24 protein-coding genes and 2 pseudogenes are annotated in these 24,117 nt (G+C 37.0%); 24 read left to right on the top strand and 2 right to left on the bottom strand.

The annotated features are described in order from the left end of the window. Window positions 1–401: 401 nt before the first annotated feature. Window positions 402–494: a DUF4248 domain-containing protein gene (locus tag EXN75_RS18030; protein ID WP_167639493.1), complete on the bottom strand. Its 93-nt coding sequence runs from the start codon at window positions 492–494 to the stop codon at window positions 402–404. Between the two features lie 211 nt (window positions 495–705). On the opposite strand from EXN75_RS18030, the gene EXN75_RS10350 reads away from it, so the two are divergent. From EXN75_RS10350 to EXN75_RS10425, 17 genes and pseudogenes are all read left to right on the top strand, one after another. After that, window positions 706–1,062 carry a hypothetical protein gene (locus EXN75_RS10350; protein WP_134843748.1) on the top strand — a complete coding sequence of 119 codons (357 nt, stop codon included), beginning with the start codon at window positions 706–708 and terminating at the stop codon, window positions 1,060–1,062. A 234-nt stretch (window positions 1,063–1,296) separates the two neighbouring features. Beyond that, window positions 1,297–1,467 carry a hypothetical protein gene (locus EXN75_RS17705; RefSeq protein ID WP_167639494.1) on the top strand — a complete coding sequence of 57 codons (171 nt, stop codon included), beginning with the start codon at window positions 1,297–1,299 and terminating at the stop codon, window positions 1,465–1,467. Between the two features lie 274 nt (window positions 1,468–1,741). Next, the gene (locus EXN75_RS10355; RefSeq protein WP_134843749.1) at window positions 1,742–2,101 is read left to right on the top strand and encodes a hypothetical protein; all 360 of its coding nucleotides are present in this window, start codon (window positions 1,742–1,744) and stop codon (window positions 2,099–2,101) included. Next, window positions 2,094–2,495: a hypothetical protein gene (locus tag EXN75_RS10360; protein WP_134843750.1), complete on the top strand. Its 402-nt coding sequence runs from the start codon at window positions 2,094–2,096 to the stop codon at window positions 2,493–2,495. The genes EXN75_RS10355 and EXN75_RS10360 overlap by 8 nt, the downstream gene beginning before the upstream one ends. Before the next feature lie 286 nt (window positions 2,496–2,781). Beyond that, complete coding sequence (locus tag EXN75_RS10365; RefSeq protein ID WP_134843751.1) at window positions 2,782–3,993, top strand: hypothetical protein; 1,212 nt, start codon at window positions 2,782–2,784, stop codon at window positions 3,991–3,993. A 222-nt stretch (window positions 3,994–4,215) separates the two neighbouring features. Further along, entirely contained in the window at window positions 4,216–4,620 is a 405-nt protein-coding gene (locus EXN75_RS10370; RefSeq protein WP_134843752.1) for a hypothetical protein, read from the top strand. Then, window positions 4,619–4,915: pseudogene (locus EXN75_RS10375) on the top strand (IS66 family transposase); the annotation flags it as partial. The gene EXN75_RS10370 and the pseudogene EXN75_RS10375, both read left to right, overlap by 2 nt. 209 nt (window positions 4,916–5,124) lie before the next feature. Next, entirely contained in the window at window positions 5,125–5,352 is a 228-nt protein-coding gene (locus EXN75_RS10380; protein ID WP_134843794.1) for a transposase, read from the top strand. A gap of 58 nt (window positions 5,353–5,410) precedes the next feature. Next, window positions 5,411–6,439: a hypothetical protein gene (locus EXN75_RS10385; RefSeq protein WP_134843753.1), complete on the top strand. Its 1,029-nt coding sequence runs from the start codon at window positions 5,411–5,413 to the stop codon at window positions 6,437–6,439. A 58-nt stretch (window positions 6,440–6,497) separates the two neighbouring features. Next, the gene (locus EXN75_RS10390; RefSeq protein WP_167639495.1) at window positions 6,498–7,082 is read left to right on the top strand and encodes a hypothetical protein; all 585 of its coding nucleotides are present in this window, start codon (window positions 6,498–6,500) and stop codon (window positions 7,080–7,082) included. A 1-nt stretch (window position 7,083) separates the two neighbouring features. Next, complete coding sequence (locus tag EXN75_RS10395) at window positions 7,084–8,100, top strand: nucleoid-associated protein (RefSeq protein ID WP_134843755.1); 1,017 nt, start codon at window positions 7,084–7,086, stop codon at window positions 8,098–8,100. A 39-nt stretch (window positions 8,101–8,139) separates the two neighbouring features. After that, the gene (locus EXN75_RS10400; RefSeq protein WP_134843756.1) at window positions 8,140–10,395 is read left to right on the top strand and encodes a hypothetical protein; all 2,256 of its coding nucleotides are present in this window, start codon (window positions 8,140–8,142) and stop codon (window positions 10,393–10,395) included. A 428-nt stretch (window positions 10,396–10,823) separates the two neighbouring features. Next, the gene (locus EXN75_RS10405) at window positions 10,824–11,249 is read left to right on the top strand and encodes a hypothetical protein (RefSeq protein WP_134843757.1); all 426 of its coding nucleotides are present in this window, start codon (window positions 10,824–10,826) and stop codon (window positions 11,247–11,249) included. Window positions 11,250–11,299: 50 nt separating this feature from the next. Then, window positions 11,300–12,328 carry a hypothetical protein gene (locus EXN75_RS10410; protein WP_134843758.1) on the top strand — a complete coding sequence of 343 codons (1,029 nt, stop codon included), beginning with the start codon at window positions 11,300–11,302 and terminating at the stop codon, window positions 12,326–12,328. Between the two features lie 62 nt (window positions 12,329–12,390). Continuing rightward, window positions 12,391–12,783: a hypothetical protein gene (locus EXN75_RS10415; RefSeq protein WP_134843759.1), complete on the top strand. Its 393-nt coding sequence runs from the start codon at window positions 12,391–12,393 to the stop codon at window positions 12,781–12,783. Further along, the gene (locus tag EXN75_RS10420) at window positions 12,764–13,249 is read left to right on the top strand and encodes a hypothetical protein (RefSeq protein ID WP_134843760.1); all 486 of its coding nucleotides are present in this window, start codon (window positions 12,764–12,766) and stop codon (window positions 13,247–13,249) included. The genes EXN75_RS10415 and EXN75_RS10420 overlap by 20 nt, the downstream gene beginning before the upstream one ends. Before the next feature lie 203 nt (window positions 13,250–13,452). Next, window positions 13,453–15,213 carry an FRG domain-containing protein gene (locus tag EXN75_RS10425; RefSeq protein WP_134843761.1) on the top strand — a complete coding sequence of 587 codons (1,761 nt, stop codon included), beginning with the start codon at window positions 13,453–13,455 and terminating at the stop codon, window positions 15,211–15,213. 260 nt (window positions 15,214–15,473) lie between these two features. Here the strand turns inward: EXN75_RS10425 and EXN75_RS10430 are convergent. Then, window positions 15,474–16,459 (bottom strand): annotated as a pseudogene (locus tag EXN75_RS10430) (IS982 family transposase). Window positions 16,460–16,733: 274 nt separating this feature from the next. Between EXN75_RS10430 and EXN75_RS10440 the strand changes: the two are divergent. The 7 genes from EXN75_RS10440 (at window position 16,734) to EXN75_RS10470 (ending at window position 24,106) form a co-directional block, all read left to right on the top strand. Continuing rightward, the gene (locus EXN75_RS10440; protein ID WP_246031370.1) at window positions 16,734–17,780 is read left to right on the top strand and encodes a mannose-1-phosphate guanylyltransferase; all 1,047 of its coding nucleotides are present in this window, start codon (window positions 16,734–16,736) and stop codon (window positions 17,778–17,780) included. A 45-nt stretch (window positions 17,781–17,825) separates the two neighbouring features. Continuing rightward, window positions 17,826–19,151, top strand: a complete 1,326-nt coding sequence (locus tag EXN75_RS10445) for a UDP binding domain-containing protein (RefSeq protein WP_134843763.1) — start codon at window positions 17,826–17,828, stop codon at window positions 19,149–19,151. A 27-nt stretch (window positions 19,152–19,178) separates the two neighbouring features. Then, window positions 19,179–19,925: an acyltransferase family protein gene (locus EXN75_RS10450; RefSeq protein ID WP_134843764.1), complete on the top strand. Its 747-nt coding sequence runs from the start codon at window positions 19,179–19,181 to the stop codon at window positions 19,923–19,925. 259 nt (window positions 19,926–20,184) lie between these two features. Continuing rightward, window positions 20,185–20,544, top strand: a complete 360-nt coding sequence (locus EXN75_RS10455) for an LbetaH domain-containing protein (protein ID WP_134843765.1) — start codon at window positions 20,185–20,187, stop codon at window positions 20,542–20,544. Window positions 20,545–20,569: 25 nt separating this feature from the next. Continuing rightward, complete coding sequence (locus EXN75_RS10460) at window positions 20,570–22,108, top strand: lipopolysaccharide biosynthesis protein (RefSeq protein ID WP_134843766.1); 1,539 nt, start codon at window positions 20,570–20,572, stop codon at window positions 22,106–22,108. Further along, on the top strand, window positions 22,105–23,040 hold the full coding sequence (locus EXN75_RS10465) for a glycosyltransferase family 2 protein (RefSeq protein ID WP_134843767.1): 936 nt from the start codon (window positions 22,105–22,107) through the stop codon (window positions 23,038–23,040). The genes EXN75_RS10460 and EXN75_RS10465 overlap by 4 nt, the downstream gene beginning before the upstream one ends. A 4-nt stretch (window positions 23,041–23,044) precedes the next feature. Next, window positions 23,045–24,106, top strand: coding sequence for an acyltransferase family protein (locus EXN75_RS10470; protein ID WP_134843768.1), 1,062 nt, complete (start codon window positions 23,045–23,047; stop codon window positions 24,104–24,106). Window positions 24,107–24,117 lie beyond the last annotated feature (11 nt).

Here is a 24,117-nt window from a genome sequence, read left to right on the forward strand (position 1 = left end):
TTCACATCAGCCGTGGTTGCAGTAGATTCAGTAGAAATCTGCTTAGCCACCTCTTCGGTAGTCAAAGTACCGTAACTAACAGGACGAACAGAATAAACAGTTTGACCCTTTTTCTCACCCATGGTAAGGGTACGAGGAAACACTTTGTAAGATTTACTCATAACTTAAAAATTTATTTAATTAATAATGTGTCATCAGTTCTTGGACTCTCTATGTCCTCGATTTCTGAATCACGATGCAAAGATACAACATCAGCTCAGGGGCATCTGTCGAAGTGTGTCGTTGAATGTCGTTCTTTAGAGCAACCTAACGATGCGCTTTTATGCACCTTAATGATGCGCATCATTAGCACTTATAAAAGCGCATCATTAGCATCTAACGATGCGCATCATGAGAGTTCATTAAAGCACATCTTCAATAGAGCATGCTGGTTCGCAGTCGGGGAAATACATCATCGCCAAGATACGGCGAGTATAAGTCGCTTTTAGCTTCATATACCTTATTATATTATATAGTAAAACATGTTTATCAGTCAACTGATTATGCTGCAAAGATATACTTCTTCGAAAATCACGTGATGCACCTATGAGTGCATCATTCTTAACTTCTGCTCACTGCTTTTAAAAGCTTTTAACAAAAACCATCGGAAAATCATACCCTCTGTTTTAGTCAGGACGCGATGTTCGATAATTCACGGTATGGAAGATGGAAAAGCAGGCGAATAGAGGGGCGAATAGGTGGATTGCCACCGCTGCCGAAGAAATTTGCCAGATAGAGAAGAGATGGGGTTTCACTTCCATCCGTCAGTTTTCCAAATTTCTACAGATGAATCCCCGTACTCTTTCGAAGTTACCCCATCACGATGGCACATTAACTTTGGAGAGCATTGCGAATATATACATGAGGCTCATACTATTACGGAATTTGAAATTTGTGGGCAACGAGCTAAAGGAAGAGGAGCAACTCTTAAAAGACTCCCTGTTACGCATCATGGCGAGTGCAGCCACAGTCCCTCAAACCCTGAGAGACGATGTAGTGGATGAACTTGAAAATCAGCTATAGCGCCCCTGCGTCCCATCCCCGCATAATCATTTTATAAGTATTCCCCCCTGCGGGTTCATCCCCGCTAAAACAATCCTGGCGAGGGCTCTGATGCCCCGCCAACCTTGGAGCGCAGCGGTTAAGAGCGACGGGGAGGAGCGGTTACATCCCTTGCCCTTTTGGAAAGGGCGAGGGCTTGGGAGTGGGTTAAGGACCCCCTCTTCGCAAGAGGGGGACAGGGGAGTCGAAAAATTTATGATAACAACCAGAATAGAACCACCATTACTGACCGAATCATTTAATACGGTCGTAACAGTAGATACAAAAGCAAACATGTTAATGGCAGCCAATATCTGGGGGTATGATTTGCCTAAGAGTTGGCGCAAGGACGAAATCGCACGTTCCATGACATACGGACATCTGTAAGCATCCCATCTATTTTTAGTGGCTTGAATGAAATATACTGATATACCAAACTCAGTGATAAATAGTTAGGACGCTGTATTGGTGATATACAGTATTTTCAAATAGAAAGATTTAAATTTATATAAATATAAAAACAAAAGAAACAGAAATACAAGGAAAAGTAGTATATTTGCAAAAATGAACATTTCATATCATAATTATGTGTCAGACAGCATTTATATCGCAAAGTATAGTAAGGTTGGGAACCAGATCTTACAGACATAGTTTGGAAGCTTTGGCTCCAAACGAATATGGAGTGTCACAACTCCGCCGTTTGAATCGAGATTTGGATGCTTTCTATAAGTTTCTTTATAGCCAGTGCAACACTGTTACAGAGCAGGACTATAATGTTTTCGGTCAGCAACTCACCTCAATGCTTAATACACTCAAAAATCTTTATATTTCATGTAAGCGAATGATTAAAGATTGTGGAGCAAGTGTAGAAGTGGAGAAACTGAAGATGAACTATAACGCTCTTTCAGAATTGAACAACGATATTAAGAATTATCGCATCAAGGCTTCCAAGGATGCAGAGTGGTCTTTACTATTGTCGGAAGCTAGTTTGGCTTTAAAGAAGATTGCAGCACATGATTAGTTTCAAGACCATTAGTTCGTTCCGTTCTCGCTTGTCCAGCTTGTTGAGTGTCAGGCGCAAGGTTTATGTCAATGTAGAGAATGAAATCAAGCGAGAATTTGCTGGCAAACCGATTGAGCAAATTCGCCAAAACAACGATATGATTTTGCTGGAGGGTGATTTGATTATTATCAAACTGCGCTTGCCAGACAAGAAACAGCATCTTTCTCGTAAGGATGGTTATCGTTTGATTTATTTGGTTTCTAAAACTGATGAGATTGTTGTCTTCTTGGATATTTATCCCAAGAATGGTCCACTTCAACAGTTAGATATTGCTGATGCTGAGTTGAAATTCTTGGTTAAGCAGTTCATCGATGAAGCTCAGTTGGACATCTTAGAGGATTATTTGTTGTAATTTTGCAAGTGAAGCACCGAAATTGATGATGGAATAAGCCTATAGTCATGCGTTCCCTTCCCGCACAACCTGGCGAGACCTCTGATGCCCCGCTTTCAGCAAGGCGGTCCCATCCCGCATAAGAAACCTGGCGAGGGCTCTGATGCCCCGCCAACCTTAAAGCGTAGCGGTTAAGAGCGACGAGTAGGAGCGGTTACATCCCTTGCCCCTTTGGAAAGGGCGAGGGCTTGGGAGTGAGTTAAGGCCCCCCTCTTCGCAAGAGGGGGACAGGGGAGTCGAAAAATTTATGATAACAACAAGAATAGAACCACCATTACTGACCGAATCATTTGATACGGTCGTAACAGTAGATACAAAAGCAAACATGTTAATGGCAGCCAATATCTGGGGGTATGATTTGCCTAAGAGTTGGCGCAAGGACGAAATCGCACGTTCCATGGCATACGGACTCAAACACGAGCCACAGTATATCTGGGACAATCTTGGTCAGGAAGCAATAGACCAGATAAGTGAGATTGTTTCGGCAGGAAAAGGAAGGAGCATAACAGTTCCACATAATCCAGAGAAGTTCAGTCGCTTGCAGAAATCCCTTCTTGTCATTTGTTCCGAACCGAAGAATGGCAAGTGCGATCTCTATATGCTGGATGAGGTATATGACATTTTCAAAAAACTGACAGATGGTCATTTGGAGATGCTGACAAATATAACAGAGCAATATGCAAAGGACAGACTGAAAGAGATGGAGGAGGCAAGCAAGGCTTCAGAAGCCAAATTACCACTCAATCTTCTTCCAGCTTTGACAAGCAATCCGCCAGAAATGCCACTTGAAGGCTCACAGGTAGCCTTCAAGTTAATCCGTTCGAGAGTTATGGAGCTAACCCTTCGCTTGTCTGCCAACCGCTATATGGTATGCTACTTCTTCATGCAAGAAGGCTATATTCATGCTGTATGCAATTGGGGAAATATCCTCGATTTTGTGTGGAATGGAGTGGAAGTCCCTTATCCTGGTGCAGACTACCATGAGGTAAAACGCCCATTCCGTAAGAAATATCCAACGATAGCAAGCGCTTTTGGACAAAAAACGGATGAATACGGCAAATGTCTTTCAGAACCCTATATTACGACCATAGGTTGGGAGGGACAACCAAAGACTTGGTTCATCAGTTATAAGATCTATGGCTTGGACTTCGCAGACTTAGTCATGATTGGTCCGATGGTAAATAATGAATATGCCACAGCCATAGGCAATTTCCGAGACCTCAGTATCAAGTTCTTCAAGGAAATTATGCGCAGTGATGCTAAGAGTCCGAAAGCAAGAATGAAGGAGTATTTCGGTTTCGATACATTGCCAGTTGATGAAGATTTCGAAGGTTTCGGTCTCATGCCTGATTCAGAAGAATGGGAGGATGGTGAAGACCAAGCCAATCCTTTACCCGAAGGAGTGGATATGGATAAGATAAAAGACATTATCTCCGAGCTCTATAAAAAGGGCTTGTAAAATGATGTATAATCTATAAGCATTCCAACCTATTTTTAGTGGCTTGAATGAAATATATTGGTATGCCTAACCCATTGATAAAAAGTTAGGACGCTGTATTGGTGATATACAGTCGAAGGGTCGCATACTCATTACCATCCAAACGGCGGATGGTTTATTTGTTAAGAAGGGTGGGCTTGACTATGCCGGCATGAAGGACTTTGTGTATAGATTGGAGGGATTATGACAGGAGAAGAACTACATAACTTTTGTAAATTCTTGTATTCTCAGATTCAGTCCAAGGATGAGGAGATAAGCCGCCTTACCGCCAATATTAAAGAGTTGACGGATGAAGTTCGTTTGTCTCGTCTTCAACAGCAAACATACAATGATGAGAACAAGGCATTAAGTGCCACCCATTCTCAAAAGTTGGATGTTGTGCTTCAGCAATTGCAAGAAACCAAACAAGAGCTTACCGATACAAAGAGAAAGCTGGAAACTGCTGAGATCTTGTTGGCAGATGCCAATGAGAAAAACCTTCAGTTGGAAGCAGAGCGAAAGAAGAATGACAAGGAACGTAAGGACTTGGAGAATGAGATAGCTCTCCTTCGTTCTGATCTTTACAGTGGAACAAAGAGTCAGCAGTAACTATCTCCATAAGTTTTGGAAGCAAGTCTTCGCCTATCGAAACGATGGTGAATATTCCATAGATAACTTGGCTGCAGAACGAGCGATACGTCCCCAGACTATACAGCGCAAGGGCTCGTTATTCTTCGGTAGTGTACAGGGTGCATTGAGATCGGCAATGTACAATACCTTTATCCAGACTTGCAAGCAAGTCGGAGTCTCGTTCAGGCAATATTTCAAGGCTTTGCTCAAAGCCGTGAAATCTGGTAGAACGGACTACGAAAACCTGCTTCCAATGACAATCTGCTTGGATTAATGAAATTTTTAGTGAAAGAAATTTAAAAATGAAATTTGCGGGCTTTGTAAAAAGCCCGCAAATAGGGGCGTTGTGACATTTTTGGACGCTTACCCTAATTGGTAGCTCTGGCAATAACAATTAATAACATGTTTTTTTGAAAAATGTTGGATGTGCTAACTGCTGAAAATCAGTAGTTACGTTCTAACGGTGATTTACCCAAGTCCAAGCTGCATGAGTGGTATGACAAGGTTGCCGCATCAACTTTGAGGGAAGTAAAAGCCGCTAGAGATACCATCAAGCTGAAGGAAGACCAAGTCCTCAACTATTTTGTTGAAAGATCAACTAATGCATCCGCAGAATCATTTAACTCTAAAGTCAAAAACTTCAGGGCGCAACTGCATGGAGTACTTGATGTAAAATTCTTTATGTATAGGCTATGCTGCATCTGTGGATAACCTCATCCACGGAACTATGCAGGTACGCCTATTAATTAATAATTTAAACAATATTATTATGGCAAATCCAAAATTAGATTTTTTCCGATTTAAATTGAAGCATAAATCTAGTGAATACAAGACATTTAGAGATTTTATGTTAGAATCAGGAAAATGCAAAAAGCAAGACTCAGACTTTACTATCTTCAATAAGTTGTATGGATATTTCATGAATGAGCTAAATAATGATTTTGCCAAAAGTGATTCTATCAAGAAAGTTATGACTCTCATAAGCAATAAGGGAAAGCGAATCATTAATAAACATTGGGATGAGCGTCCACAACCAAATTGTGCTAAAAATATAATTGCGGGAGTTGTTAATGGAGGCACATACGGAAAAGAGCGTATTTTGACAGAGTTAGGTCATAAAGATAATGCAAACAATTTGAATGCAAATCAACCTGTATTGCAGTATTATTATGTATTTGTATATCTTCCTCTGGACCACAACGAAGGTTTTGTGATGCTACATACAGATAGTGCCGAGGAATCGATTTCAAATTTTGCTAGAAAATATGTCGCGCAATTATTTACCCTTGGTGATTACCAGAAGCCAACAATGCAAATATTTGCTCCCAAATGTTTTCAAGATGAATATCGAAAAGGAGCCGTTTTGAAGAGTATGTCATTTCAGACGACATTTGTTGATTCTCAAATAGAGGAGGATAATCCAATAAAAGATGTTATGAGTGATTATGACGTTAAGATTAGTATAACTCCAAAAGGGGAAGGAGATAAAAGCTTACGTAGAATGGGAAACATTCGAAATTATCTTATGGAACGTGCTTTTGGAGTGGAAACATATAAAAAGGGTTTGGGTGAATTTGACAGATGTACAGTTAATACTATAAATAGAAATACGAAATCGAGTAAGACTTTTGAATGGGATATGAGAGATGCTGCATTAACACCAGTTGTTTATCTAAAAGATAAAGTAACACTCAATAGTGACGGTACAGTTAATCTTGTAGCATTGGATATATATTGCAAGGATTTGTTTGATAGCCAAGTATTAAAGGAGTTAAGACCAGATAAGTATGTTGACTGAATGGTTCAAAGCAATGGCGATATTTGTCAGAAAAGGATATCAAGTCATAACGAAGAACGTGAATAACGAACCTTATTCTCAAAAATCAATATGGTTATATCACATTTTCTTTGTGGTTATATCTTTGGTGTGTGTAATCTTGTTGCCTAAGGGAATAAATGATGATTTTATAGACTACATTAAGGATATTTTTGCTATATTTGTGGGATTCTTTGTGACAGCTTTGACTATGATTTATGACAAGTTAGATGTAACTAATGTTCCTTCGCAAGAAGAAAAAGATAGAATGCCAGCTGATAAAAGACCATCGGCTAAAGATATTCTAAGAATAAAACAAGAACATAATTATGTTGTTCGTTTCTTTTATTCAATAGGCTTCAATATCCTTTTTGCAACACTAACATTGATTTTGTTGATTCCTTTCATTTTTTGGAAAGACTTTTACACATTAGATATATTTGATAGTTGCATTATAAAGCAATTGTCTAGTTTGAGCGTAGAAACAATTTTGCTAGGAGGACATGTAGCTCTTATATTTCTGCATAGACTGTTTGTCATATATCTGATTGTCAATGTGTTCTTTTACACAGCCTATATGATAACAAGCCTTTTGCAAGTATTAATTTCAAAGAAAAAAATATAATATGGATTTTAAAGAAGCATATATAGATAAGATGATTTGTCATAGATTCAGCTTGGACAAGCAGAAAAGTTTGATAAATCATAAGGATATGGACATGAATAAGTTGGATCAGTCTTTTTTGAAAGACTTCTTTGTTAAGCCTTTTTCTCGTGAAAAGGTTCAGTATTCATTTGTTCATTCAATAGATTTGAAATACAATATAGTATATAATACTGTTGTAGATATTTTTCAAGGAGGCAACTTTGTGGAAAACTCCATATCTATATTTAAGTATTTAGATAGTGTTTCTACATTGCCGACCATAAAGGATGGTGACATCTTTATTGTAAAAATAGAAGATGTGCTAGATGGCGATAAATATTGTGATGCAGTTGGGATATTCAAAATCGAGACCAAGAATGAATTTATTGAAACTTCCATTGATTCTTATGGAAACATGGATGTTGCAGTAAAATCAGGTTATACTTCACAGAAAATAGACAAGGCTTGTTTGATAGTGTTTACAGAAGACATGCCAGCGGGTTTCATTATTGACAAATCAAAAGATTCTAAATTCTGGCGACAGAACTTTCTGGGAATGGAAACTAAGTCAACTCCTTACAGCCAGTCTAAAGCTCTTGTCGGCTTAATGGAAGGCTTTGTAAAGGATAAGTTGGCAAAGGAATCTGTTGTGTCAAAGTCGGAACAAGTCAATATTGTAAACAACTTTACAACTTTAATCTCAAAATCCGAAAAATTGGATATTTCTGAGTTACAATCAGAAGTCTTTCAAGATAAGAAAGTTTTGGATATGTTTGAGGATTACAGAAAAATCTACGAAGAGCGTGAGAATATAAACTTTGGTTCACATTTTGAAGTTGATAAAACTGCCTTGAATGTCTCTCGAAAGTTACGTAAAATTAAATTAGATGATACTGTGGAGTTGTGTTTGATGAAGACTGGTAATTTCATAGAGCGTGGCTATGATGAGCGTCGAGGACAAAATTATTATAAGATATATTTTACTAAAGAGAAATAAAGAACTTCTACGGAGTATTTGTCTTTAATAATATTTATTATGTCAGAAAATAAAAGTTTAATACAACAATTGTCTCATTGTGAGAAGTATGAATTTGATGAGGTAGTTAAATCTTATTTGAAAGAGATTTATAAACTCACAAATATCGTGTTTACTGATGGAAAAAACGATGGTGGAATTGATGTGAAAGTCTTGGACATTACAAAGGCTAAACTTCAATTTCAATTAACTGTCCAAAAATCTTCGACTTCAGCTGAGAAAAATGGATTAAGAAAAAAAATATTAGAAGATGTTCAAAAAGCTGAGCGAAACTTTCGAATTTATGGATATAGTCAGAGATTGGAATTCTTTTATTCTTATCCGCTAACGGAAACGTTTATTGATGATGTTCAGCAAACGGCTTTTGTTGATTTTGGGATAAGTTTAGTTGTTATTGATGCTAAACGTATTGCAGGTTGTGCACATAACTATCCTAATCTCTACAAAACTATCCTTCAACAAAGTGGCTATAACAAAATTATATTGAAAAATAGTACTATATCGGAAAAAGATAAATTGTTTTATGATTTAGTTGGGTTTGGTGAGGCTGCAGATGTTAAATTAAGAATTGTTGAAGCTTTTTTACTCCAATGTCTTTTTGACAATGGAAGTATGGAGAAAGAAGAACTCGTCCAACTTTGTATTAGTAAATTTAAATCATCAGAGAATACGCATTTCTATGATAAGATGTTAAGCAGAATGTACTCTCGTGAAGAAAGACTGACTTACAATAAAGAAACTAAGGAGTATTCTTTGGCTGAAAAAGAAAGAGAAAAAATAGCGAAAGCAACCCAAAATATAGAAGTTGATGAAAATTTATTTTATAGCAGGGTTAAATGTGTTTTGGATAATTATAATGAAGGGGATAATCTTTCTGAATATGTAAATTTGTTATATAAATTGTATATTAATAACATTCAGCAACGCATAGGGCAGCAAGGTTCTTGTGGCATTGAGGATACAAATAAAATACTTAGTTTTGCCATTCAAAATTTGAATAGTGAAGACTGTGCAAAGAAACTTGTTGAAGACTTGGTGAAAATTTGTGATGAGAACAAATATATCCAAAAGAATTGTGCAGGTAAAGTTTTTGGATCCACAATAGATATTGATATCTTGCAAAACTATGCTAATAGTGAAAAGAGAGTTTTTATAGATACAACTCTGGCTTTACATATGTTGTGCTATTATAACTATGAAACAAAGGGATATAATAATTACTATTATATTTTGTCTTGTTCTTTGCATGATTTCTGTAGAAAAAATAACATTCGTCTCTATTTGACTAGACCTTATTTTCAAGAAGTTCGTCAGCATATTTTGGAAGCTATGAATTTAAAGGCTTATATGAAGATTCCTGGTATTGAAAAATTGGGAGGTTCGAAGAACGTGTTTTACAATTATTATTGGTTTTTAAAAAAGAAGGGATTAGTTGGTGGATATGATGCATATTTAGATACCATGAAGTTTCGATTTTATCCAATAGATGAGACACTGATTCAAGAAATAGAAGTGCAATTGAACAATATGGGAGTAGAATTGGTCGACTTGAAGAAAACTTACAATACTAATGATGTAAAGCGCTTGATAGAAACAGAGTTAATTAATAAGAATAGAAATAAATCCTCTTTTGGTCTCAATCATGATTCTTTGATGATTTGTTATTTGGGTGATAAGGATGTTGAAGTCCATCCTGTTGATCCGATTTTTCTAACGTGGGACAGAACTTTATTCTCTGTAATGGAAGCTTATTTTAAAACTTTTCCAAAAGCACAGAGATGGATGCAATTTACTCCAAGCCAATTTATTGATAGGTATTCATTGTTGTCGTTTTCTGTTAATGAAGAAACGATTTCTAAGGAAATGCTTGCAATGCTGTCAGGTGATATAGAAGAAAAAACCAGTTCGTTGTTAGACTCACTTACATTGATATTAAACCCTGAGGACAAAACGGGTCGTCAATATATTGATAAGTTTACAAAAATGAAAGACGGTAGCATTTATATGACTGGAAGAAAGTCTGATGCGCCACAAGACGACTTACAAGATGATTCGTTAGATAGTTTAATTTTAGATTTAACAAAATATTATAAAAAGCAAGAAGGTGGATTACGAAAACTTCGTCAATTATTTGGCCGCTCTGAACTTGTTGATGAAGTTGTTGAGCTAATTTCTAAAAATTTAAGAAACTATATTGCTCATAATTGCTTCTTGGATGATATGATTCCAAATTTTGATAATTTGATAAATGCATAAGCGTTTTCATCTTTATGCAAAGAATTCTTCGTTCATTGTATATACCAATTGATTATAGCGAAGATTGCGGCACCAAAGTTCTTGGACCCACGCAGCAAGTATGCCTTGTTTTCGGGATGTAGCCTTCCTGAAAGTACAAAGAACAAAAAGACTCAAAATGTTTATATGCTTGAATGTGTCAGTAAGGGCTATTACCTATTGTGCAATGGACATATAGATGAACAGGAGTTTGGTAAGTTAGTGAAGAAATCGAGCATGACACGGAGAATATTAGAAGAGATTACTGATGGCTCTTGGGGGATATGTTTCTCTCACTATATATGACAGCATATATTAAGGCTAAAGGATTGTTGGAAGATAATGAAAATGTATAAGTAATTATTCCTTTTATTACAGAATATTATAGGAAGAAAAATTTATGTAGAAATATGGCACAATTTACTGATGAATTAATAAATAAAATATGGGAAAAGGGTCGTAAGGATCCTAAGTATCATCCTGATTTTGTCCGCAAGGATGCTTGTGGAGCTTGGATAATAAAGGGCAAATATAATGATCGAGACAGTATCTATGGCTGGGAAGTTGATCACATTTATCCAGAATCTAAGCTTAAGGAATTAGGCGTTCCGCAAGAATTAATTGATAATATTGCTAATTTACGCCCTCTGAATTGGAAAAACAATGTTTCGAAAAGTGTCGATTACCCCCATTATCAAGCAAAAATGAAAGCAGATGTTGTTAATGATAGTGAGGGAAAAGCAGAAGATTTTAATGTGGAGTGTGCAGATGAGAAAGAAATCAATGCTAACGTGCAACATCGTATAGAAGAATTGTTTAAAGGTTATCGCTTATGATTTCGGATTTCAGTTCTTTTGTCGAATTCTTTGCGGCTATTTATGTGACGATGGCTGTAAATAACGATTTCTGTAGTAATTTTTGGACTCCAAAATACTACGAAGAGATGAAATCGTTGCTGAATGTCTATAAATTTAATGGTAGTAGCTCTATACATGACAAGCTCTTAGCGCAAATCAAAGAGAAATATAATATAGTACAGAATAATGCACATCATCGAGGATTCATATTGTTGGTGCTATGTGTGTTTTATTTGATATTTATGGGCTTTGAGAATGAAAAGAATAGCCTTGATGTCGCTCACTATGTGCCGATTGTGTATTGTACATTGTTTGTAGGTATCATATTGACCATATCAAACTTTGTCTTTAAAAATTGGAGATGCGTAATTTTGTTTGTGATATTGTGTGTTGCTACGTATATTACTCTAAAATTACTAAATTCAGATGCAATCAGTCAACATCCAATAAGTCTTTTTCTTTATGAATATAAAAGGCATATAATGATAGGAATAATCATTTTTCCTATCGTGTATCAGATTTATGTGTATTGGCTCTATTCCAATATATATAAGGGATATTTGAAAGAGAAAGTTGCTGTGGAGTATGAACGTTTTCATACATCGATGAATGGCATTGAAAACAAAGAAAAAAGTAAGGTAGATAAAATTTATCTTGATATTTGGACAGATACTAAATTTAATTCTGGAGAAGATACAACTCTGACTCCATTCTATGAAGAATTGAATAAGCAACTACTTTTAGTGGCTTCTCCAACTCATTGGCAATTAGTAATCTCATGGCTAAATCATCATCGAAAGAATTTTGTTCATAAATGTCAGCATAATGATATAAATGAAGCAAATATAGTTCTTGATACGATTATACCAAATCAGTTGAAGCAGTATAAAACGCAAGAAACGAATAAGTTGGACTTTCAAAAAGAGTATGATGACTATTGCATTTGGAAAAAAACTGCAGGAAAAAACTCAGGTATAAGAGCTTATTGTGCTGCAAAGAATTTACCTGTTAAGGATTTTGTAGCTTGGTTGAGAGTCAATAAGCCGAAAAAGAAATAGTATGAGTCAAAAGTTAAATGGACAAAGACTATCGTAGAAATTAAAAGAGCAAAAATAAAATTATGATACGTGTATTTCAGACATTTTTAGATAAAAGAAATATTCCATCGTCATTTGTTGATGAGCAGAGAACGATGCTTCATTTCACTATAGATAATATTAATTATCTGTTTAGTTATAATTTTAATGAAGATCCTGTGTATGTAAGAATTATCATTCCAAATGCAGGGGAGGTAGATTTGGATAAACCAGAAGCTGTTCGTATGTTATATGACCTTACTAATACTTATAAGGTAGGGAAGGCATATGCAGCAAATGGACAAGTTTGGTTTTCTACTGAGGCTTTTATATATATAAAAGAGGAAGTAGATCCTCTTTTTCAGAGAATGATTCAGGTACTTCATGATATGTTAAACCAATATAGACTTAAATATAATGGCAGTAAATCTAAATAATCAATCTCCAACCAACATGGTTGATAGTATAAAAATGAAAGAGTCCTTAGCCAAAGGCTCTAAATGGCCAACAAATGCCAAATGGATAATTTCTTTGTTGGTATTGGCTGTGATTTGTCTTTTGGTCTTTATCTTGGAAAACTTCGTTATGCAAGGTGATAACTTATTGTCCGCATTAACTAATTTTTCAACGATACTTTCAATATTTCTTTCTGTTTCATCAATAGCTTTTGCAGGTTATACTTCGATAGAGACAGGGCGTCAATTTCATTATATGTCTCGAGCAGTTGAGGAAATCCGAACCTCAAATCGTATTATGTCTGAGAATTATAAAAACTTGTTGGAGCATTATCATGATACAGTTAATACTTTCTCGAAAATATTTGAGCAGAAGACTCATACTTCAAATACGACTGGAACTAATAGTGTGGATGTCGGAAGCATAAGTAATGCTCCTTCTGCTTAGGCACTATACTTATAGGAGAAAAGAACATATAATTATTATGTCAACTCAAACAGCAGAAAATAATAAACGAATCGCAAAGAACACATTATATCTATATTTGCAAATGTTGGTATTCTTGTTCTTAGGCTTATTTACAGCACGTGTAACAATCAATACTTTAGACTATAGTTCAAGCTAAGAATTTAAAAAAGAACGATTAACCTATGAAACCAAAAACAACAATGAATATAACTCTTGATAGCAAGGATGGATATTCTGCTGTTCAAGAGATAATAAAGTATGTAAGTGGTCTTATATCTGATAGAAATGGAAAAAAAGATGATATTTTTCCTCAGTACATCTATCGAGGTATAACTCGCTATGATAAGAGCTTTGAGAATGGTACCAAAGACATAAGTGAATGGACTATTCGGTCAGGCTTGGCCATACGAATGAGTGAGTCATATTCCGAGGGATTTAGCAAAAATGATTTTGTTTCAGCGTTAATTGATTTGACGCAAAGAGCACGCAAAGAATTTCCAATTGATTATGCTGACTATTCTGATTTGGAGATATTGGCAGATATTCAACATAATGGAGGAGCGACATGCCTTGTGGATTTCAGCAAGAATCTGCTCACAGCCTTGTGGTTTGCCTGTTCTAATGAGAAAGATGATAAAAAGGATGGCTTTCTTTTTTGTTATAACATCATTGAAGACATAAAAAAACATAGTCTTGAATATTTGAATCCAACGACAGAGAATGAACAGATAAAGACGGTCTTGTTGAATACTTATCGCTATACCAATTACAACTATGAGAAAGTTGAAAGATTTTGTTTATGGGAACCGACAAATATAAATGGTCGTATTGTTCGGCAAGATAGTGTTTTCTTGTTTGGTACGGAAAGTTTTGTAATTGGGGAGCATGATATATTTACTGTTCGTATTCCAAGAAAATTAAAAAAGGTGATAAGAGAATGTTTGTCAGTCCTCTTTAATATATCTTCTGAAAACATGTATAAAGATAGTGTTGGCTTGGCGACATCCAATGCAAAGAGTATCTTGATGCCTGTTAGTTTATGCTTTAAAAAGAATATTTCTGATAGGAAAAAGCGATTACGTTTATATAAATACCATCTTTCGGAAGCTCTTGCCTATATTAATAAGGGCAGTTATCAAAGTGCTTTGTCGCAGTTGAAAAGTTGCGAGAAATATTTAGGTGAGGTTGAAAGCATGAATGACCATCACTTTTTTGATGGCACTGAAAATGAACGAAAAATAAATGTTTATTTTTATTTAGGTTCATGTTATATGAAACTCAATTATTTAGATAATGCTATCGTTGAGTTTGAAAAGGTGAAGAGTTTATCTTTGAAAGTGCTTGATAAAAGAAATAAGAAGCAAAAAGATATTGAATGTTATTTAAAGAAATGTCTTGAGGCTTATGATCTTCTTATAGATATTTCGTATGACAGGCAACTTTATGACAGGGCGTTTAAATATTGCAATGAATTGGTGAAAATGGATTTCTGCTCGCTAAACGGGCATGATACAAGAATCTCGGAACTTTCAATGCTGGAATTATGTGTGTTGTCAAATTTAATGCAGAAACATGAAATAAGCGATAGTATCTTTTCAATTGCCGATAATCTCATAAAGTCAGAAAATGAGGATTCCTACATATACTATTTAGCTTTATATTATCAATCAGTTCTCTCCTTGTTAAGTAAGGAAAATAATTCACAAGAGTATAAAAACGAACTGAAAATGTTAAAGCAACGGAGTAATAGAATTCTTCATTCCAAGGCCCCTTTAAGAGGCTACATAGAATGGAATTTTATGGATATTCAAAACGCTATAAAGGAAATGCCAAAGGAGACTACTATTGAGCAAGACAAATATCAAATCATGTGCGAGATGCTTGCGATAGTCGTTTCTGTGAGGGATTTGTTCCAATACTTAAATGATAAAGCGAGAAATTGAGTTTGGCAGTATGCAACATCTCGCCTAATAGGGCAAGGTTTCTTAACTGCGTATTGTTTTTACGACTTTTAGATAATATAAAATTAAGCAATGAGAGATAAAAATATCATTAATGTACCAGTTTACAGAACAAATCCTATTGTCATAGAAAATAATCTCTTTCCTCCAACGAAGATAGATATGATAACTGAGGTCATTAAAAAGTTTGATGACTTCAACTGTTTCGCTAAAAAAAATATTTCAGTAACCCGTTGGCGGAATTAATTTAGCGCATACTTAACCCTGCCAATCGGTCTGTTGTTTACATAATTAATATATTGCAAGACTGTAAATGCGCTGATTTTCCCGATGATTCGGGTAAACAGTCCTGGTGTTTGCTTAGCATAGTTTCGGAAGAGCATGAAGTGATCACAAAGTTGAGAGAAATTTGTCTCGATTCTCTTCCTCGCCTTAGCATAAGGCTTAAATGTTGGTCGCCAATTCTTCATGTTCAAGCGATATGGAACTTCCAACTTGATGCATACAGAAGAAAACAAGTCTTGCTGTAGTTCCGCACTGAGGTAAGCACGATCGCCAAGGATGCAACAGTCATGGAATTGAAACTTTACATCTTTAAGAAAATGAATGTCATGAACATTAGCTGGACTCAGGTCATACGAGTGGTTAACTCCACTTAACCCACAGACAGCGTGAAGTTTATACCCAAAGTAGTATATCTTCTGAGTAGCGCAATAGCCAAATGCAGGAGAGTTTGTTACGTCTGTTCCTTTCATCTTGCAACGCAAGCCTCTGGACAAGCGACACACCTCTATTGGTTTGGAATCTATGCAGAAATATTCTTCTGCACCATCCATCTTTGACGCTATGCGCTTACGAATCTTCTCACATAGTTCCGCAGTGAACTTTCGCCTGTCATTGAACTGGCGTCGAGAAATCAGATTTGGCATATCAGCCTTATACTCCTTCAGCCTATCGAACAAGTTGTTTTCACTGTCGATACTAAGATGCTCGGCTGTCAAGCTCAAAACAACAACTTCGAGGTCTGAAAAACGTGGTACGACTCCTGGGCGAGGAATATTTCCTAGCTCATTAACTAAATTTTTGGAGAAATCCTTGCATATCTCAAGAATTTTTACGAAATTTGCATACAAGTTGTGCATAGCGTGAAATATATAACTTTATAATTGGACACTACAAAGTTACTTAAAATCAACGAGATGCACAACTTTTTTCTCCATAAAAATATACTAATTTTCAGGCGGTTTTTTAATTCCGCCAACAGGTTATAGAAAACATTGCATTAAGGCGGTCCCATCCCGCACAACATGGCGAAGACCGCTTTGGTCCGCCAACCTTATAGCGTAGCGGTTCCGAGCACCGGAGGGTAGTTACATCCTCTCGTCCCTGAGGGAAGAGAGGCTTGGTGAGAAAGGTGGAGCTCCCTTTGGCTAAAGGGAGACGGAGGGATTCGAAAAAAACATTTCCTTTAAGGAGACTAAGAGGTAAAAATAACAAGATTTATGCACGATATACAAGTCATAATCATGGCCGGCGGCGTAGGCAGCCGCTTCTGGCCTATGTCAACCCCCGATTACCCAAAGCAGTTTATCGATGTGATGGGTGTCGGCCGTTCCCTCATACAATTGACAGTAGATAGATTGAAGCCAATCTGTCCTGTCGAGAACATGTGGGTAGTGACAAACGAGAAATATATCAGCATTGTCAAGGAGCAAATCCCTGACATGCCAGTAGATAACATATTATCAGAGCCGGAGGCTCGCAATACCGCACCATGTATCGCTTATGCCTGCTGGAAGATCCAGAAGAAGCATCCTGATGCCAACATTGTGGTGACACCATCCGATGCCCTCGTCATTAATACCTCAGAGTATCAGCGAGTGCTCAGCAAGGCATTGAGCTATACTTCCGATAAGAACGCCATCGTTACCATCGGTATTAAGCCAAGCCGCCCGGAAACAGGCTATGGCTATATCGCCGCAGCAGAGCCAACATCCGTAGATGAAATCTACAAGGTTGAGGCTTTCGAGGAAAAGCCAAACCTGGAGACTGCCGAGCAATACCTTGTCGCTGGCAATTACTATTGGAATGCCGGAATCTTCGTATGGAACATCGATACCATCAGCAAGGCAATCCGTACCTTCCAGCCAAATCTTGCCAGCATCATGGATGAGATGGCACCTTCTTTCTATACCGAACAGGAGAAAGAGGTGGTCGGCAAACTCTTCCCAACCTGCGAGAAGATCAGTATCGACTATGCTGTAATGGAGAAGTCGAAGGAAATCTATACCTTGCCAGCCGAGTTCGGCTGGAGCGACTTAGGCAGCTGGGGTAGCCTCCGTACCTTGCTTCCACAGGATGAGGCTGGCAATGCCAAGGTAGGCAAGGACATCCGCTTGTATGAATGCAAGAACTGCGTGGTACATGCAGCCGATGAAAGCAAAGTAGTAGTTCAAGGCTTGGATGGCTATATCGTAGCCGAGAAGAATGGACAACTGCTTGTCTGCTCTTTGAAAGAAGAACAGAGGATTAAGGAGTTTGGTAAGTAAGTTGGAAAAACTTATAAAATAAAATCTATATATAATAGCGATAAAATGAAAGAATTTAAAGATATTAAAGTAGCAGTTGCCGGTACAGGCTACGTTGGTCTGAGCATAGCCACGCTATTGTCTCAGCACCATCATGTAACAGCAGTAGATGTAATCCCAGAAAAGGTAGAGAAACTCAACAATAGAGTTTCTCCAATACAAGATGATTACATTGAGAAGTATCTGGCAGAGAAGAAGCTGAACCTGGCAGCAACCCTTGATGGCAAATCAGCTTATGCCGATGCTGATTTCGTGGTGATTGCAGCACCAACCAATTATGACCCTGTAAAGAACTACTTCGATACAACCCATGTCGAAGAAGTGATTGATCTGGTATTAGAGGTGAACCCAGATGCTGTGATGGTTATCAAGAGTACTATCCCTGTAGGTTATACCCGCAGTCTTTACCTAAAGTATGCCAAGAAAGGAGTCAAGAATTTCAATCTTCTTTTCTCCCCAGAGTTCCTTCGTGAAAGCAAGGCGCTCTATGATAATCTTTATCCAAGCCGTATTATCGTAGGTTATCCTAAGATTATCGATAGACCTGAGTTTGCTGAGGAGAATGAGGCTATCAGGCAGGTAACAGATGTTGAGAAGTTGAAAGAAGCAGCAAAGACTTTTGCTGCACTCTTGCAGGAAGGTGCCATCAAGGAGAATATCGATACACTGTTTATGGGCATGAAAGAGGCAGAAGCGGTGAAGCTCTTTGCCAATACCTATCTGGCTTTGCGTGTAAGCTACTTCAACGAGCTTGATACATACGCTGAGGTCAAAGGTCTTGATACTAAGGCTATCATAGAAGGTGTAGGTCTTGATCCACGAATTGGTACTCATTACAATAACCCAAGCTTCGGCTATGGTGGTTATTGCTTGCCAAAGGATACCAAGCAGCTCTTGGCAAACTATGCCGATGTTCCAGAGAACCTGATTGAGGCAATCGTTGAGAGTAACCGTACTCGAAAGGACTATATCGCAGATGCCGTACTCCAGAAGGCAGGCTATTACAGCTATGCCGATGCCAATAGTTATGATGCCAGCAAGGAGCACAACTGTGTGATTGGTGTCTATCGCTTGACCATGAAATCTAACAGTGATAACTTCCGCCAGTCTGCCATCCAGGGCATCATGAAACGTATCAAGGCAAAGGGTGCAGAGGTTATCATCTATGAGCCAACCTTGGAAGAAGGCAGTACCTTCTTCGGTAGTAGAGTAGAGAATAACCTCGAAGCCTTCAAGGCACAGAGCCATGCCATCATCGCCAACCGTTACGATGCTTGTTTGGATGACGTAAAGGATAAGGTATATACTAGAGATCTATTTCGTAGAGATTAGGATATATTGTCTTTTTGATAAACAATTATGCACCAACGATTAGTTTATATAGATCAACTGAAGGGGTTTGCAATCTTGATGGTAGTAATGGGGCATGTATTGCAGTTTTGTTTTAAGGAGGTTGAGCCTTCCTTGACATCTCAAGTGATAGTCTCTTTCCACATGCCACTATTTGCTTTCTTGTCTGGCTTGGTGTTTACTACTATTTGTGATTTCAAACAAATTGTGAGAAAATATGCAAAGCAATCGCATAAATTGTTATTGCCTTTTCTTTCATTCTTGCTTATTTATGCATATACAATACGACCCGAAGAGAATATGATTGCACATCCTTTCAAATTGGGATTGTGGTATCTGCTGTTTTTATGGCAATGCTATTTGTTTACACATCTATATGATGTGTTATTCTTAAAAAAGGTAGTTGATAGGAATAAAAGGTTGTGTTTGTTCATAGATGCAGTTTGGCTGGTGTGTACTTATTTGGGATTTAAGATTGCATTCTCATATTTACCTCAAAACGCAGCTGGAGCTTTAGGAGTGATACATCTATATAAACTATATCCATTTTTCTTCACTGGATGTTTGATTAAAAGAAATTCGCTGTTTAGTATGTTGTTTGGCGGTCGTAAGGCATATTCGGATATTTCATTTATTTTATGGATTTTTCTGTTAGTCATTTCAATAAAAGTATATTCTTCTCAAACAATAGTCTTGATATTAGGCGCTTTGTCTGTGTATCCGATAGTGTTATGGTTTTACAGAATGGGGGGGTAAATACAAAAATTAGAAGAATGTTGAATTTGTTCGGACGATATAGTTTGGATATATATATCCTTCATAGATTTATGACCTCTACATGCGATTTGGAAATGTTCGGTAAATATATTTTCGAAACGGGCAGTATTACTATAGAAATATTAATGGCATTGTGCCTTTCGTTATTGTTTGCCTATATTTCTGCTTATATATCCCGTTTTATCCGACTTAATAAAATACTCTCTATAATTTTACTTGGAGATAAAAAATAAAAGATATGTTGTCGAAAATTATTTTGTACTTATCTAAGATTAGAAGTTATGCTTTCTGTTTCAAGCATCTTCCTTATCGACAAGCCAAGCTATGCCCAATATTGTTGCATTGGCGAACAAAAGTATATGTATCAAAAGATGCTGAAATCGTGATAGCTCATCCTCGTAAGTGTGGCATTCGTATTGGAATATGGGGGGATGATGATCATGTTTGGATTGGTGCCCACTCAACTATCTTGAAAGGTGTAGAACTTGCAAACAATACGATAATTCCTTATGGTAGTGTTATTCATAAAAGTAATCAAGAAGAGAATGTTGTCTTTTTGAATAGGGTTTTGAAAACAGATATTCATTGGGAAGATTAATATTTAATAGAAAAAATACATTTTTATGGTAAACTCAAATTCTCGCATAGGTAAAAGCTTGCTAAATGCGAGGGTCAATCTTATATTTTATTTTCTTTCTCTTTTATTGTCTTTTTTCTCGCGCAAGATTTTCTTAGACTATCTTGGTGTAGAATTTATTGGACTTACAACAACACTTCAGAACCTGTTGGGGTTTCTTAACCTTGCCGATTTAGGTATCGGAGCCTCTATTGGTTATGTCTTATACAAGCCGTTGTTTGATAAAGATGAGAAGAAGATAAACGAAATCATATCTGTATTAGGATACCTATACAGTAGAATAGGATTTGTTATATTAAGTGCAGGAGTAGTCTTGTCGTGCTTCCTGCCGATGATTTTCCACGATACCAATATAAGCCTTGGCGTTATATACGCTGTCTATTATGGCTTTCTGGCATCATCTTTAATAGGCTATTTCATCAACTATCGGCAGACCCTCCTTGGTGTCGATCAGCGTAACTATATTGTTACAGGCTATTTTCAGACAGCAACAATCGTAAAGACTATCATTCAGATGGTTGTAGCTATCTATTGGTGTAATTTTTACGTTTGGATAGTTATAGAGTTGGGCTTTAATATCTTGTATGCCTTTGTCTTGAATTACAAGATAGACAAACAATATCCTTGGTTAAAAAGCACAGTTGCTTTAGGCAAGAAACATTATGGTGAATATAAAATCATCATCACCAAAGCCAAACAGATGTTTGTGCATGTGCTTGCAGGAATGGGAAGAAATCAACTTTTGCCCTTCTTGGTGTATGCTTTTGGAAACCTCACCATCGTAGCTTACTATGGTAATTATACTATTGTTACTCAAAAAGTTCAGACTCTGTTTGATCAGTTTTTGAACAGTACAGGAGCAGGTGTGGGCAATCTGATAGCAGAAGGTAACAAGCAGAAGACTATGGAAATATACTGGGAGTTACTGTTTGTCCGCTTTGCTGTAGCGGCCTTCATAGTTTTCTCATTATATGTATTGATTGATCCTTTCATATCTATTTGGTTGGGATCTAAATATCTCTTACCGAAGTATATTATATGCATTCTTCTGCTAAACGTTTTCCTTGGACAAACCCGTGGTACAACTGAGCAGTTTGTTTATGGATATGGATTGTTCCATGATGTGTGGGCACCAATAGCAACCCTCGTCATAACAGTTGGTGTAGGTCTTATTGGTGGCTATTTCTTTGGCTTGGCTGGAGTTATCATGGGCGATTGCTCAAGCAGTCTGCTTATATTACATGTATGGAAACCATATTTCTTGTTTACGCAAGGTTTTAAGGAACCGGTACGACTATATATACAGAATATACTTCATATATTAGCGATAATTGTTCTTTCCTTTGCCTTGTCTCTTTTAATATTGAAAATGATAGGTGCTAATACAGCACAGGGATACTTGCAATGGGCTTTGTATAGTTTGTTGTCAGTCACCATATATCTCATTATTTTCTTATCACTATCTTATTTTATGTATCCACCGATGCGTAAATTTGTTAAACGTATCACAAAGTCATTCAGATGAAGCATATTCCTTCTGTAAGTATCTTGATTCCGTTATACAACGCCGAAGCTTACATTGCTGACACAATAGAACGTTGTCTGAATCAATCATACGAAGACATTGAAATTATTATCGTTGATGACCATTCCACGGACAAATCTCTTTCTGTAGCTCAACAATTTGAATGTAATAACATTCATATATATGAGAATCCAAAGAAAGGGGGAAATTCAGCCCGCAACTATGCCTTTCAGATGTCTAAGGGCGAGTATGTGAAGTTTCTTGATGCTGATGATTACTTCTCGTCTGAAATGTTGAAGAAGCAAGTGGAGCGGTTGATGAAAGACGGTACAGACAACAGCGTTGTTTTCTCACCTGTTAGAATGCTTTATGAGGATGGTCATTGGCTTAACCCTCCTCGAAGCATCGATTTTGATCACGAGCCAGGAATAGAATTATTGCTTGATATATGGCGTGGTAAAGGTTGGCATTGTCCACATTGCCATCTGATGCATCGCAAACTTGTAGAGAAAGTAGGACTGTGGAACGAGAATGTTATCAAGAACCAAGACGGCGAGTTCTTTGCGAGAGTATATGCCGCTGCTGATAAAACACTGGCTGTTCCTGATGAATATGCGGTCTGGCGGCAATTCAACACAGGTGTTCATGCTGTGATGAGACCTGAAGCCATAAAGAGTGCGCTATATACCCAACTGACTATAGGTAAACTGATTCTTGATTATCAAGATAATGTAGAAACAAGAGCAATGATAGGTAGAAGCATCGGCTTCTTTGTTTATGGAAATTGGCCACATATTAAGCCTTTTCTCCAAGATGTTCATGCTATCTGCTCAGAACTGAAAATTAAAATGTTGTTGCCAGAGCGTAAAAAACTGAAATTACTGATATTGCTCTTTGGTTGGAAAAGAGCATTAGACATTATGATGAAATAAATGTATGGAAAATCGCGATTTAACTATTGATATAGGTAAAGGTATTGCTATTATCTTGATGTGTGTTGGACACAGCTATGTATGCACATTTCTTGATACCTTCATATACCTTTTCCACATGGCGTTCTTCTTTTTGATGAGTGGCTACTTTTTCAGAAAAAAGAATCTGGCTGCTCCAAGAACATTTTTATGGAAGAGGATAAAAGGCTTGTACTTTCCTTTCGTAAAGTGGGGTTTTATCTTTGTTGCTTTGCATAACGTGTTCACTACGTTAGGGATAAATACGAGAGAAGCCGGCTTTTATAGCATAAAGGATATGGCATATAAAGCATTTTCGACAAACACTCGTTTCATCCCTACTGAGGAATGTATGGGGCCATACTGGTTCTTCTCGTGTCTGTTCTTTGTGTCCTTGCTATCATTTGCTGTGTTTTATGTAAACAGAAAAGCAAAATACAAGACTTTTACAACGGCAGCTTCCTTTGTAGGTCTATATGCCTTAGGTTTTGTCTTGCTTTATTTGAACATAGATAGAGGATGGATGCAAACTCTAATTCTCACATCTATAGTATCATTTATATTTTATATAGGATATTTATTAGGCACACGATTCAAAAATAGAATCAATTATCAAAATCCGATTTTAATTCTTGGTTCTTTCGTTGTGCTATGTATTGGAGTAACTTGGGGGGGCAGGATTTCTACACCCCAATTAGAGTTTACTAATCCAATATGTTATCCCATCTTTAGTCTTGCCGGATGCTTTCTCATTTTAGGTATTTCGAGTTATATACACAAAAATCAAACTCTGGCTAAAACTTTTGCATTTGTAGGAGAACATTCTTTGTCGATTTTGCTTGTCAATATGCTTCTTCGCAGAATCTATCTACTGTTTTTGTTTAAAATAGAATACGGGGGAATAGAATTTTATAATTTGGATTTGCAACAGACTTTGAATTGGTGGGATAGCTTGGGATGTACAGTATTTATGGTAATTGTACCAGTGGGGTGCATCTTAATAAAAAGAAACATAACAAAATCTATAAACATTCTAAAGTATAATTAATAAAGTTGTAA

It is taken from the genome of Segatella hominis, from assembly GCF_004535825.1.
Lineage (GTDB): Bacteria > Bacteroidota > Bacteroidia > Bacteroidales > Bacteroidaceae > Prevotella > Prevotella hominis.